This window comes from Pseudomonas sp. AC229, from assembly GCF_979254655.1.
The window spans coordinates 70,403-83,740 of sequence record NZ_CEEDHK010000010.1 but is presented as its reverse complement, the minus strand read 5'-3'; the positions used below and the strand labels follow the sequence as shown (position 1 = coordinate 83,740).

Below are 13,338 nucleotides of genomic sequence, written 5' to 3'. Positions count from 1 at the left end.
AGGGGACTGATCTATGGGTTATTCGATTTATCTGCCAGGTCGCCAATCTGCTCCCCTCGCCCGCAAGCGGGAGAGGGGCTGGGGGTGAGGGCAGCAGGCGACGCGGTGTTCAACATTCAATAATGTTCACCGCCAACCCGCCGCGCGCCGTTTCCTTGTATTTGTTGTTCATGTCGGCGCCGGTCTGGCGCATGGTGCGGATCACTTTGTCGAGGGAGACGAAGTGCTGCCCGTCACCCCGCAGCGCCATGCGCACGGCGTTGATGGCTTTCACCGAGCCCATGGCGTTGCGTTCGATGCACGGTACCTGCACCAAGCCGCCGATGGGGTCGCAGGTGAGGCCCAGGTTGTGTTCCATGCCGATTTCCGCAGCGTTTTCCACTTGCGCCACGCTGCCGCCCATCACTTCGCACAAGGCGCCAGCGGCCATGGAACAGGCCACGCCCACTTCGCCCTGGCAGCCCACTTCGGCGCCGGAGATGGAGGCGTTTTCTTTGTACAAGATGCCGATGGCAGCAGCGGTGAGCAGAAAACGCACCACGCCGTCTTCGTTGGCGCCGGGAATGAAGCGCACGTAGTAATGCAGCACCGCAGGCACGATACCGGCCGCGCCGTTGGTGGGGGCGGTGACCACGCGGCCGCCGCTGGCGTTTTCTTCGTTGACGGCCAGGGCGTACAGGTTCACCCAATCAAGCACCGACAAGGCGTCGCGCAGCGAGGCTTCCGGGCTGTTGCGCAATTGCCGGTACAGCGCGGCGGCGCGTCGCTTGACCTTGAGCCCGCCGGGCATGATGCCTTCGTTGTGGCAGCCGGCTTCGACGCAGTCCTGCATGACTTGCCAGATATGCAGCAGCCGGGTGCGGGTTTCCGCTTCCGGGCGCCAGGCGCTTTCGTTGGCGAGCATCACCTGGCTAATCGACAGGTTATGCGCGGTGCAATGGCCCAGCAGTTGTGCGCCGGTGGTGAACGGGTGGGGCAGCACGGTGCTGTCTTCGACAATGCGATCGGCGCCGGCGGCGTCTTCGTCCACCACGAAACCACCGCCGACCGAGTAGTACTCGCGGCTGCGCAGTTGCAGGCCAGCCTCGTCGAAGGCGCGGAAGATCATGCCGTTGGGGTGCTGCGGCAAGGGTTTGCGGATCATCGCCAGGTGCTGTTTTTCCACGAAGGCGATGGATTTTTCGCCCAGCAGGTTGAGCTGGCCGCTTTTACGAATGGTCGCCAGACGGGCGTCGACGGTGGCGGTGTCGACGGTGTCGGGCTGTTCGCCTTCCAGGCCGAGCAGCACCGCTTTGTCGCTGCCGTGGCCTTTGCCGGTGGCGCCGAGCGAGCCGTACAGCTCGACTTTCACGCTGTGGGTGGCGCCGAGCAGGTCGTCGCGGCGCAGCCCTTCGGCAAACCGCGCAGCGGCGCGCATAGGCCCAACCGTGTGGGAGCTGGAGGGGCCGATACCGATCTTGAACAGGTCAAACACGCTGAGTGCCATACAGACCTCGGGTTATGCGGCGGGGCGTATCGCGGCTGAACCGGAATGTCGGTCTGGCATTTCGGTTCAGGCGCGATTGCTTTATTACTCAGCGTATTCGCTGATCGACGGGCAGGAGCAGACCAGGTTGCGGTCGCCGTACACGTTGTCGATGCGCGCCACGGGCGGCCAGTACTTGGCTTCGATCAGGCTGGCCACCGGGTAGGCGGCTTGCTCGCGGCTGTACACGTGTGGCCATTCGCCGAGCAGTTCCTGGGCGGTGTGCGGGGCGTTTTTCAGCGGGTTGTCCTGGGCGTCTGCTTCGCCGCGTTCGATGGCGCGGATTTCGTTGCGGATGCTGATCATGGCGTCGCAGAAGCGGTCCAGCTCTTCTTTGGATTCGCTTTCGGTCGGCTCGATCATCAGGGTGTTGGCCACCGGGAACGACATGGTCGGGGCGTGGAAGCCGTAGTCGATCAGGCGCTTGGCCACGTCATCCACGCTGATGCCGCTGGTTTCTTTCAACGGGCGCAGGTCGAGGATGCATTCGTGGGCCACCAGACCATTGCTGCCGGCGTACAGCACCGGGAAGTGCTCTTCGAGGCGGTTGGCAATGTAGTTGGCGCTGAGAATGGCCAGTTGCGAGGCGCGTTTCAGGCCTTCGCCGCCCATCATTTTCATGTACATCCACGAAATCGGCAGGATGCTCGCGCTGCCAAACGGCGCGGCGCTGACAGCACCTTCTTTGCGCTGCATATGGCCGTGGCCTGGCAGGAAGGGCGCCAGGTGCGACTTCACGCCAATCGGGCCAACGCCCGGGCCGCCACCACCGTGGGGAATGCAGAAGGTTTTGTGCAGGTTCAGGTGCGAGACGTCGCCGCCAAACTTGCCCGGCGCGCAGAGGCCGACCATGGCGTTCATGTTGGCGCCGTCGATGTACACCTGGCCGCCGTTGTCGTGAATGATCGCGCAGATTTCGCGGATTTCTTCCTCGAACACGCCGTGGGTGGACGGGTAGGTAATCATCAGCGCGGCGAGGCGGTCTTTGTGTTCCAGGGCCTTGGCGCGCAGGTCTTCCACGTCGACGTTGCCACGGGCGTCACAGGCGGTGACCACCACGCGCATCCCGGCCATGTTGGCGGTGGCTGGGTTGGTGCCGTGGGCCGAGGAGGGGATCAAGCAGATGTCGCGTTCGCCCTGGCCACGGCTGGCGTGGTAGGCGCGAATGGCCAGCAGGCCGGCGTATTCACCTTGCGAACCGGCGTTGGGTTGCAGCGACACGGCGTCGTAACCGGTGGCGGCGCAGAGCATGGCTTCCAGTTCGTCGGTGAGCTGCTGGTAGCCCTGGCTTTGCTCGGCCGGCACGAACGGGTGCAGGGCGCCGAATGCGCTCCAGGTCACGGGCTGCATTTCGCTGGCGGCGTTGAGTTTCATGGTGCATGAGCCCAGCGGGATCATGGTGCGATCCAGCGCCAGGTCTTTGTCCGCCAGGCGACGCAGATAGCGCATCAGCTCGGTTTCCGAGTGATAGCGGTTGAACGACGGATGCTGCAGGAAGCTGGACGAACGCAGCAAGGCGTCGGGCAGTTGCAGACCGGTGTTGGCGGCGAGGGCGGCGAAATCGGGCAGCGCCTGGCCATCAGTGGCGAACAGGGTCCACAGGGCTTCGATGTCGGCCTGGGTGGTGGTTTCGTCGAGCGACAGGCCCAACTGCGCGGCGTCGATCTGGCGCAGGTTGATCTGCGCGGCCCACGCCTTGGCGTGCAGCTCGGCGGTGCGGGCGCCGGTGTTGAGCGTCACGGTGTCGAAGAAATGCTGCTGCGCGACTGGCAAGCCCAACTGCGCCAGGCCTTTGGCCGCGATCACAGTGAGCACGTGCACGCGCTTGGCGATGTCGGTCAAGCCTTGCGGGCCGTGGTACACGGCGTACATGCCGGCGATGTTGGCGAGCAGAACCTGCGCGGTGCAGATGTTGCTGGTGGCCTTCTCGCGGCGAATGTGTTGCTCGCGGGTCTGCATGGCCAGACGGAAAGCCGGCTTGCCGTGACGGTCGATAGACACGCCGACCAAACGGCCCGGCATGTCGCGCTTGAACGCATCGCGGGTGGCGAAGTAAGCGGCGTGCGGGCCGCCAAAGCCCAGCGGCACGCCGAAGCGTTGGGCGCTGCCCAGTGCGACGTCGGCATCGAACTCGCCTGGCGGGGTCAGCAGGGTCAGGGCCAACAGGTCAGCCGATACGGCCACCAAGGCGCCAACGGCGTGGAAGCGCTCAACCAGCGCGCGGTAGTCGAAAATGTCGCCATTGCTGGCCGGGTATTGCAGCAAGCAACCGAAGTAGGCGGCGAAGTCTTCAATGGCGGTTTCGTCGCCCACCACCACCTCAATGCCCAGCGGCTCGGCGCGAGTGCGCAGTACGTCGAGGGTTTGCGGGTGGCAATGCTGCGAGGCGAAGAAGGCTTGGCTGGCTTTGTTTTTCGCCAGGCGCTTGCAGAAGGTCATGGCTTCGGCAGCGGCGGTGGCTTCGTCGAGCAACGAGGCGTTGGCGATTTGCAGGCCGGTGAGGTCGCAGATCATGGTCTGGAAGTTGAGCAGCGCTTCCAGGCGGCCTTGGGAAATTTCAGGCTGGTAAGGCGTGTATGCCGTGTACCAGGCCGGATTTTCCAGCAGGTTGCGCAGGATCGGGGCTGGGGTCAGGGTGCCGTAGTAGCCCTGGCCGATGTAGGTTTTGAACTGCTGGTTCTTGTCGGCGATGGCTTTGATTTCTGCCAGGGCAGCGGTTTCGCTCAGGCCTTCGGGCAGGTTCAGCACGCTGGTGCCTTTGATGCTGTCGGGAATCACGCTGGCGCTCATGGCTTCCAGCGAGTCGTAGCCCAGGCGTTGCAGCATGGCGGCGATATCACGCTCACGCGGGCCGATGTGACGGGCGATGAATTCGTTACGGGTGTCGAGAGAAATGGTCATTAGCGTCGTCTCAGGCGTCGTCGTTGGCTTTAAGCAGGCGGTCGTAGGCGGCTTGGTCGAGCAGAGTGGCCAGCACGCTGTTATCGGCCAGCTTCATGCGGAAGAACCAGCCGGCGCCAAGGGCATCTTCGTTCACGGTTTCCGGCGCGTTTTCCAGGGCGGCGTTCACTTCGATCACTTCGCCGTCCACCGGCATGGCGATGGTGCTGGCGGCCTTCACCGACTCCAGTACCGCCACTTCGCTGCCCGTGGCATGGGCGCCAAGCTCTGGCAATTGCACAAACACCACATCACCGAGGGCTTCTTGAGCGTAGGGCGTAATGCCGACGGTAACCAGGCCGTCACTGTCCAGACGCAGCCACTCGTGTTCGCTGGTGAATCGCAATTCGCTCATGTCGCTTCCTATGGTCAAGGGCGTGCCTGCTTTTATGAAGACTAGCCGGGCATCGCTTGGGGTAATGGCTATGGCTGTTAGCAAGGGCGGTGCCAGGTTGGGTGGGCGCAAGCAGGGCGCGGCTTTGCGGGCTGTGGGGAATTTCAGCGCCGGCGGAAGTGGAATGAAAACGATACAGTCACATGGCGGTGGCACGCTAGATTGCTTTCGGGCCTTGAAATGCCTAGTTGCAGCATGCGCTGTAACGAAGTCGTTCCGGTGTATTGATAGCGTTACGGATCGGGCGCAGGTGGAACCCGAGCGGGCAGGGGCAGTCAGTAAAAGTCCTGCCCTTGGAAAATAGGATGTTTGCCATGCAACAGCTCTCTCGCTCTTTGCTCGCCGCCGCTTTGACCGTGTGCGCCCTGGGCACCGCTCAGGCTGCCGACTCGCTCACCGTTGATCTCAACCAGGCCACGGAAAAAGGCGCCGGTGCGGCGGTGGGCAAGGTGGTGGTCACCGAGTCGGAGTACGGCCTGGTCTTCACCCCGACGCTGACGGGTCTGCAACCCGGCGTTCACGGCTTTCACCTGCACATGAACCCGAGCTGCGACGCCGCCGAAGTGGACGGCAAACTGACCCCGGCCGGCGCAGCGGGAGGGCATTGGGATCCGAAGAAAACCGGCAAGCATGGGTACCCATGGGAAGACGGCAATCACCTGGGCGACTTGCCGGCACTTTTCGTGACGGCCGACGGCAAGGCCACCCAACCTGTGCTGGCGCCGCGCTTGAAGAAGCTTTCTGAGCTGAGCGGGCATGCGTTGATGGTGCATGCCGGTGGTGATAACCACGCCGATCACCCGGCGCCTTTGGGAGGTGGCGGGGCTCGGTTTGCGTGTGGGGTAATTAAGTAAGTGGGTTGGCGATCTAGCTCTTTCTAATCCGAGATACTGGATCCCGAATTGTCGGACCGCCGCCTTCGCGAAGATGACGGTGGGCTTATAGACGTCACCGTCATCCTCGCGAACGCGGGGATCCAGAGTTTTGAACGAGACGTTTATTTAGAAACCCCACGGTTCTTCAGAGGCATATCGGTGGCTGGCAACCGATCTCCGTCCAGTCCGAAATACTGGATCCCGAATCGTCGGACCGCCGCCTTCGCGAGGATGACGGTGTACTGCTGAGGACCACCGTCATTTCCGCGCAGCCGGCTCTCCGACGATCCAGAATCCAAAGTTCCGGTTTAACCGCCTATTTCGAAATCCCATACTTCCTAAGCCGCTTGGCAATCGCCGTATGCGAGGTCATCAACCGCGCCGCCAATTGCCGGCTCGACGGATAGCTGCTGTACAGCTTCTCCAGCAGCCCCCGCTCAAACCCGTCCACCGCTTCCTCCAGACTGCGCACCTCGCCATCCCCCAGCGTGGCCACGGCCGTGCTGGCGATATCCAGATCACCCACATCCACCAGCGGGCTGTCGCACACGGCGGCGGCGCGGAAGATGACGTTTTGCAGTTGCCGCACATTGCCCGGCCACGGGTTGCTCAGCAGCGCCGGGTAAGTGCCAGGCGTAAGGCGGCAGATGGGGCGCTGAATCTGGGCGCAGGCTTGCTGCATAAAGTGGCGGGCGAGCACCAGAATGTCGTGGCCGCGCTCGCGCAACGGCGGTACTTCCAGGGTCAGCACGTTGAGGCGGTAAAACAGGTCTTCACGAAAGCTGCCCTGGCTGACCATGTGTTCCAGGTCGCGGTGGGTGGCGCTGAGGATGCGCACGTCCACTTTCATTTCGCGGTCGCCGCCCACGCGGCGGAAGCTGCCGTCGCTGAGAAAGCGCAGCAGCTTGGCTTGCAGGTAGGGCGACATTTCGCCGATTTCGTCGAGAAATACCGTGCCTTGGTGCGCCAGTTCTAACAGGCCGGGCTTGCCGCCACGTTGGGCGCCGGTGAAGGCGCCGGGGGCGTAGCCGAACAGTTCGCTCTCGGCGAGATTTTCCGGCAGTGCTGCGCAGTTCAATGCCAGAAACGGCGCGTTACGGCGTGGACTCAGAGCGTGGCAAGCGCGGGCGACCAGTTCTTTGCCGGTGCCGGTTTCGCCGCGAATCAACAGCGGCGCATCCAGCGTGGCGATGCGTTGGGCGCGGGCTTTGAGGTTGCGTACCGGCTGCGAGTCGCCGAGCAATGAGTCGAAGCCCTCGGCGTGATCGTGATGCAGCGCCGACAGCCGCTCGCCGATGCGGTTGGGCAGGTACAGGGTCAGCAGGCCGCCCGCCAGGTGCGGTTGCTCGCTGGCCAGGTTGTCGGTGATCGGCATGGCATCGAGCAACAGCGCCTGGCCTTTTAATGACACTTCGCGCATGGGCAGGCGAAAGCCGTGGTCGATCAACGCCTGTTGCAGGCCTTCGTCGTCGAACAGTGCCGTGAGCGGCTTGCCCGCCGCTTCGTGGCCGCACAGCGCGGTGAGGGCCGGGTTGGCCAGAAGTACGTGGCCGGAATCGTCCACCGCCAGCACCGGGTCGGTCATGGCCGCGAGCAGGGCGTCGAGCTGTAGGCGGCGGCGTTGGCCGGGCAAAATGTCGACCACGTTCATGCTCTGCACACCGTTTATTTGCAGCAATGCGTCGCGCAATTCTTCGAGCACTTGCGGGCTCAAAGTCGGGGCGTCGATGTAGACGTTCGGCGGAATCATCTCCACGGCATCCAGGTTGAGATTGCGCCCGCCAAGCAGGGCGAGTACTTCCTGGGTGATACCAACGCGGTCGATAAAGGTGACGTGAATGCGCATGCGGGTGGCGGCGTCTGCGTGAAAAATGGCCGCGCCAGTATGCCCGTTTACCGCCCGGCTTGGCCAAGCCGGCAATGCTGATCGCCGGCCATGCCGCAGCGCGGGTGGCTTGCGCTACAATGCGCGCCGATTTCGACCACCGCACACCTCACCGACCTCCGAGACCCGTCGCCCATGTCCGCCTGCCAGACTCCCATCATCGTCGCCCTGGATTTCCCCACCCGCGAAGCTGCATTGCAGTTGGCCGATCAGCTCGATCCCACGCTGTGCCGGGTCAAGGTCGGCAAGGAGTTGTTCACCAGCTGCGCATCCGACATCGTCACCACCCTGCGTGAGAAAGGCTTCGAAGTATTCCTCGACCTGAAATTTCACGACATCCCCAACACCACCGCCATGGCAGTAAAAGCCGCGGCGGAAATGGGCGTGTGGATGGTGAATGTGCACTGCTCGGGCGGCCTGCGCATGATGGCGGCCTGCCGCGAAACGCTGGACAAATTCAATGGTCCCAAGCCGCTGCTGATTGGCGTCACTGTGCTCACCAGCATGGAGCGCGAAGACCTCGCGGGTATTGGTCTGGACATCGAACCGCAAGAGCAGGTGCTGCGCTTGGCCGGGCTGGCGTCGAAGGCGGGCATGGATGGCCTGGTGTGTTCGGCGCAGGAAGCGCAGGCGCTGAAAGCCGCGCACCCGAACCTGCAGCTGGTGACGCCCGGTATTCGTCCGGCGGGCAGCGCGCAAGACGATCAGCGCCGCATTCTCACGCCGCGTCAGGCGCTGGATGCCGGTTCGGATTATTTGGTTATTGGGCGGCCGATTAGCCAGGCCGCGAGTCCTGCGCAAGCGCTGGCGGCTGTTGTGGCTGAATTGGCGTAACGCCGGGTAGGGGCTCGTTTTTGAGCCCCGATGGGTTCTGACTTTACCGCGCCGGCGTGGCTATCATGCCCTGATCCGCTTGTGAGCCAGGCGTCGTACTTGGTGTGACGAGCTCCGATTCCACATGCGGCGTGTCTGGTTGAACGTTCAGGCCGACGAATTTCATTTCGCGGGTAGGGAGGTTAGTACCCAGATACGTCCATTGGGCGTTACTGGTTTTATTCGTTGGGAAATAACCATATCGCCCGGATGCCTTGAGACGGAAATACTCGACGTCGCGGGTGTATGGGTTGTTATAGACGAAGAATTCACCGCCCAGAGCTTCCGAGAGATTGTTGGGGTTCCACTGCCTGACCGGCCGGGTGGCTTGCTCCATATCGGGGAGGTCCGTCCCCAAGTACTCCCACGTCGCGTTGTCCTGCTGATTGGTTGGAAAAGCCCCGTAACTACCATTTGCGCCGACATTCACCAGGCGCATGTACTCAAGGCGCTTGCTGTTGGGATTGTCATAGACGTAGATCTGTCCGAACTCGCCTTTGCGCTCCCCCCAGTTTCCGGTACCCAGAACCTTTTGGCTCAGCAACCGTGCATCGTCACGTAGTCCCTGATCTACCAGGGTTTTGACCACCCACGGCCAGTAGTGGCTGAGGCGTACATGGCCCCAACCGCCGAACGAGGTGCCTACTAACGAGCGATCGCCATTGGGGTGGCGCAGGAATATGCCTGCGCCGGCATCTTCAATCGGAGGGTCGATGTAGCGCGACCAGTCAGGATGACCCGCCGTAAAGATGATTGCGTCGTCGACGTCGATGTAGCTGAAGCCAGGCCCGGCGACGTTAAACACATACCCGAGGGTATTGGCGAAATCGTAATCCGTCTGGAAGTATCCGGCCATGGAGCGGTAGATCAGGGGAGGCCCATCGGGAGCTGGATCTCCTGCGCTGAGGTTGCCCTTGTAGGTGCTCCAGTCTACGTAAGCATCGATCAAGCGCATCTGCCGATCGGCTCTCTGACCGGGGAACACTCCCAGTGAGTCCGTCGCATAGAATTCCAGGCGTGCTCCCTCAGTGAGCGAAGCATTGCCATCGACCAGCTTATTTCTTTGCTCGGCATAACTGGCTACTGGGGCGGTTTCCACAGATGAGCTGCCGCCAAATTTACCGTCAGTTATAAACACGCTTACGTTGCCCCACACGTTGTTGGTGACGGGAAACGCGATGGTCTTTCCTGAGTACTTGAGCCCGGTTTTACGGTGAAAGTACCCGGTGGAGTACTTGCATTCGGCAGAAGAAATGATCACGCGTGGCGTAACCAGTGTGCCGGAGCATTGGTATTGGTCACCCACTGCCCAGTCGGGCACCTGGCCTCCAACTAATAAGGTTCCGTTGTGCGAGGCATGGGCGCCGGACGTTAAGGTAAGGCCGGCGCTACAAGCCAGGGTTAGGGCGGTAAGGCGCGAAGTAGTGAGCCTGTTCATGGCATTGGTCCCTGATGAAAAACTGAGTGGACCGGCACCCGCGTAAAACACTGCGGGGCCGGTAAGACCAGCTTCGATCACCACAAAAAGGCAATAAGCAGGCTGCCTCTGAGGAACAAAAGAACGGCTTCTTTGTGCGTAAGGATTTTTTCGTTCGTGGCTATGAGAAAGCAGCGGAAAGTCAGCGCGAAGACGGTCGCGGTTTTCCAAGTCGTCAGCCATACGCACGTTTGCGACGGAGCGAGCTTGCTCGCGAAGCGGTGCCAGGGCCAACGCTCACGGTCGGCACGGGCGCCATTCGCGAGCAAGCTCGCTCCTACGGTGCAGATAGCGCGCCGTCAGCCCTCAACAAACTCAAACGCCGCCAGCGCAAAGCCTTGATCGTCCACTTGCAACGCCCAGCCCTGTTTATCCCAGTCGCCCAGCACGATTCGCCGCGCCGCTTCGCCTTCAACTTGCAGGCGATGCACGGCTGGGCGGTGGGTGTGGCCGTGGATCAGGGTGCGCACGCCGTATTGCGCCATCAGGCGCGGCACTTCTTCGGGCGTGACATCGACGATATCCGCCGCTTTCATCCGCGTTTGTGCGCTGCTTTCCTTGCGCAGTTTGCGCGCCAGCCGTTCGCGGGTGCGACGGGGCAGGTTGCGCAAAATGAACAGGGTCAGCGGGTGACGCAAATAGCGGCGCAGGCGCATATAGGCTTCGTCGCGGGTGCACAGGCTGTCGCCGTGCATCAGCAAAACCGGTTCGCCGCCCAGCTCGATTTTCGTCGGGTCGGCCAGCAAGGTGCAGCCGGCGGCGCGGCAAAAACCTTGGCCGAGCATAAAGTCGCGGTTGCCGTGCATCAGGTAAATGGCGGTGCCGCTGTCGCTCAGTTCGCGCAGGGCCTGGGCGATCGAGGCCTGAAACGGGGTCATGGCGTCGTCGCCAATCCACGCTTCAAAGAAATCGCCAAGGATATAAAGGGCGCCGGCCATGCGGGCGCGGCCGGCGAGAAAATGCACAAACGCCCGGGTAATGTCCGGGCGTTGTTCTTCAAGGTGCAGATCCGAGATCAGAAGAGTGATCAAACGGCTTACTCAGCAACGATCTCGGCGCGTTCGATGATCACGTCATCAACCGGTACGTCCTGGTGGCCGGACTTCATGGTGGTGGCCACGCCTTTGATTTTGTTGACCACGTCCATGCCTTCAACCACTTCACCGAATACGGTGTAGCCCCAGCCTTGAACGGTCGGCGCGCTGTGGTCGAGGAAGTTGTTGTCGGAAACGTTGATGAAGAACTGCGCGGAGGCCGAATGCGGCTCCATGGTGCGGGCCATGGCCACGGTGCCCACTTTGTTGGAGAGGCCGTTGTTGGCTTCGTTCTTGATGGTGGCGCGGGTGGCTTTCTGCTTCATGCCAGGCTCGAAACCGCCGCCTTGAATCATGAAATTGCTGATAACGCGGTGGAAAACGGTGTTGTCGTAATGGCCAGCCTTCACGTATTCCTCGAAGTTGGCAACGGTCTCTGGCGCTTTGTCAGCGAACAGGTTCAGGGTGATAACGCCGTGGTTGGTGTGCAGCTTGATCATGGGAAAAATCCACTCTGTCGAGAAATTCGAAGGCCTGTCAGGGGGTTGACAGCTTCGGCTATGATAAGCGCTTTGTTTTGGTCGGCCTACCCTGGCTGCGCACCTGTACGTTCAAGGATCCTATGAGCAAGCCTACTCACGACTCCGCTGCCGTTCCCGCCGCTGACGGCAAAGCCGCCCCGGTTGTACCTGCCAATTTCCTGCGCCAAATCGTTCAGGCTGATCTCGACTCCGGCAAACACACCCAGATCGTTACCCGCTTTCCGCCGGAGCCCAACGGTTACCTGCACATTGGTCACGCCAAATCGATCTGCGTGAACTTCGGCCTGGCCGAGGAATTTGGTGGCGTGTGCAACCTGCGCTTCGACGACACCAACCCGGCCAAGGAAGACCAGGAATACATCGACGCCATCAAGAGCGACGTGCAGTGGCTGGGCTTTCAGTGGAACGGCGATGTGCGTTACGCCTCGCAGTATTTCGACCAGTTGCATGACTGGGCGGTTGAGCTGATCAAAGCCGGCAACGCCTACGTCGATGACCTGAGCCCCGAGCAAGCCAAGGAATACCGCGGCACGCTGACTGAGCCTGGCAAGAACAGCCCGTTCCGTGACCGCTCGGTTGAGGAAAACCTCGACCTGTTCGCGCGCATGAAGGCGGGCGAATTCGAAGATGGCGCTCGCGTGCTGCGCGCCAAAATCGACATGGCGTCGCCAAACATGAACCTGCGCGACCCGATCCTCTATCGCATCCGTCACGCCCATCACCACCAGACCGGTGACACGTGGTGCATCTACCCGAACTACGACTTCACCCACGGCCAGTCGGATGCCATCGAAGGCATCACCCATTCCATTTGCACCCTGGAATTCGAAGGCCATCGTCCGCTGTACGAGTGGTTCCTGGAACACCTGTCGGTGCCGGCCACGCCGCGTCAGTACGAGTTCTCGCGCCTGAACCTGAGCTACACCGTGACCAGCAAGCGCAAGCTCAAGCAACTGGTTGACGAGAAGCACGTCAACGGCTGGGACGACCCGCGTATGTCGACGCTGTCGGGCTTCCGCCGTCGCGGTTACACCGCTGCGTCCATCCGCAAGTTCTGCGAAATGATCGGCACCAACCGTTCCGACGGCGTGGTCGATTTCGCCATGCTGGAATTCGCCATTCGTGACGACCTCGACCACAACGCGCCCCGCGCCATGTGCGTGTTGCGCCCGTTGAAAGTGGTGATCACTAACTACCCGGAAGGTCAGGTCGAACACCTCGAATTGCCATGCCACCCGAAAAACGACATGGGCGTGCGCGCCTTGCCGTTCGAGCGGGAAATTTACATCGACCGCGACGACTTCATGGAAGAGCCGCCAAAAGGCTACAAACGCCTGGAGCCGGGCGGTGAAGTACGCCTGCGCGGCAGTTACGTGATTCGTGCCGACGAAGCGATCAAAGACGTAGACGGCAACATCGTCGAGCTGCGGTGCTCGTACGACCCGGACACCCTCGGTAAAAACCCGGAAGGTCGCAAGGTCAAAGGCGTGATCCATTGGGTGCCGGCAGCGGCCAGCATCGAATGCGAAGTGCGCCTGTACGACCGCCTGTTCCGCTCGCCGAATCCGGAGAAAGCGGAAGAGGGCAAAAGCTTCCTCGACAACATCAACCCCGATTCGCTGCAAGTGCTCACCGGCTGCCGCGCCGAGCCGTCGCTGGCCCAGGCCAAGCCGGAAGACCGCTTCCAGTTCGAGCGCGAGGGTTACTTCTGCGCCGATATCAAAGACTCGCAACCTGGCCGGCCGGTGTTCAACCGCACCGTGACCCTGCGCGATTCGTGGGCGTGAGGACAT

The 13,338-nt window shown here is 61.9% G+C and carries 10 protein-coding genes; 3 read left to right on the top strand and 7 right to left on the bottom strand.

Going from position 1 to position 13,338, the window contains the following annotated elements; translation table 11 throughout:
- Window positions 1–109: 109 nt before the first annotated feature.
- The 3 genes from AC0IW7_RS15115 to gcvH form a co-directional block, all read right to left on the bottom strand.
- On the bottom strand, window positions 110–1,486 hold the full coding sequence (locus AC0IW7_RS15115) for an L-serine ammonia-lyase (protein ID WP_471819092.1): 1,377 nt from the start codon (window positions 1,484–1,486) through the stop codon (window positions 110–112).
- A gap of 84 nt (window positions 1,487–1,570) precedes the next feature.
- Window positions 1,571–4,426, bottom strand: a complete 2,856-nt coding sequence (gene gcvP / locus AC0IW7_RS15110) for an aminomethyl-transferring glycine dehydrogenase (protein ID WP_471819090.1) — start codon at window positions 4,424–4,426, stop codon at window positions 1,571–1,573.
- Between the two features lie 10 nt (window positions 4,427–4,436).
- Complete coding sequence (gcvH, locus tag AC0IW7_RS15105) at window positions 4,437–4,820, bottom strand: glycine cleavage system protein GcvH (protein ID WP_122495353.1); 384 nt, start codon at window positions 4,818–4,820, stop codon at window positions 4,437–4,439.
- A 353-nt stretch (window positions 4,821–5,173) separates the two neighbouring features.
- Between gcvH and sodC the strand changes: the two genes are divergently transcribed.
- Window positions 5,174–5,713 carry a superoxide dismutase [Cu-Zn] SodC gene (gene sodC, locus AC0IW7_RS15100; RefSeq protein WP_471819088.1) on the top strand — a complete coding sequence of 180 codons (540 nt, stop codon included), beginning with the start codon at window positions 5,174–5,176 and terminating at the stop codon, window positions 5,711–5,713.
- Window positions 5,714–6,050: 337 nt separating this feature from the next.
- Here sodC and AC0IW7_RS15095 read toward each other — a convergent pair whose 3' ends face one another.
- On the bottom strand, window positions 6,051–7,580 hold the full coding sequence (locus tag AC0IW7_RS15095) for a sigma-54-dependent transcriptional regulator (protein ID WP_471819086.1): 1,530 nt from the start codon (window positions 7,578–7,580) through the stop codon (window positions 6,051–6,053).
- Window positions 7,581–7,754: 174 nt separating this feature from the next.
- Between AC0IW7_RS15095 and pyrF the strand changes: the two genes are divergently transcribed.
- Entirely contained in the window at window positions 7,755–8,453 is a 699-nt protein-coding gene (pyrF, locus tag AC0IW7_RS15090) for an orotidine-5'-phosphate decarboxylase (RefSeq protein WP_471819085.1), read from the top strand.
- Between the two features lie 43 nt (window positions 8,454–8,496).
- Here the strand turns inward: pyrF and AC0IW7_RS15085 are convergent, their stop codons facing one another.
- The 3 genes from AC0IW7_RS15085 to AC0IW7_RS15075 all read right to left on the bottom strand — a co-directional run bounded on the left by AC0IW7_RS15085 (window position 8,497) and on the right by AC0IW7_RS15075 (window position 11,503).
- A complete protein-coding gene (locus AC0IW7_RS15085; RefSeq protein ID WP_471819083.1) occupies window positions 8,497–10,152 on the bottom strand; it encodes a hypothetical protein in 1,656 nt (551 codons plus the stop codon).
- A 116-nt stretch (window positions 10,153–10,268) separates the two neighbouring features.
- Window positions 10,269–10,997 carry a UDP-2,3-diacylglucosamine diphosphatase gene (locus tag AC0IW7_RS15080; RefSeq protein ID WP_471819258.1) on the bottom strand — a complete coding sequence of 243 codons (729 nt, stop codon included), beginning with the start codon at window positions 10,995–10,997 and terminating at the stop codon, window positions 10,269–10,271.
- Window positions 10,998–11,005: 8 nt separating this feature from the next.
- Window positions 11,006–11,503: a peptidylprolyl isomerase gene (locus AC0IW7_RS15075; protein ID WP_122495364.1), complete on the bottom strand. Its 498-nt coding sequence runs from the start codon at window positions 11,501–11,503 to the stop codon at window positions 11,006–11,008.
- Window positions 11,504–11,625: 122 nt separating this feature from the next.
- Here AC0IW7_RS15075 and AC0IW7_RS15070 point away from each other — a divergent pair, with 122 nt between their 5' ends.
- Window positions 11,626–13,332, top strand: a complete 1,707-nt coding sequence (locus AC0IW7_RS15070; RefSeq protein WP_471819082.1) for a glutamine--tRNA ligase/YqeY domain fusion protein — start codon at window positions 11,626–11,628, stop codon at window positions 13,330–13,332.
- Window positions 13,333–13,338: the final 6 nt, after the last annotated feature.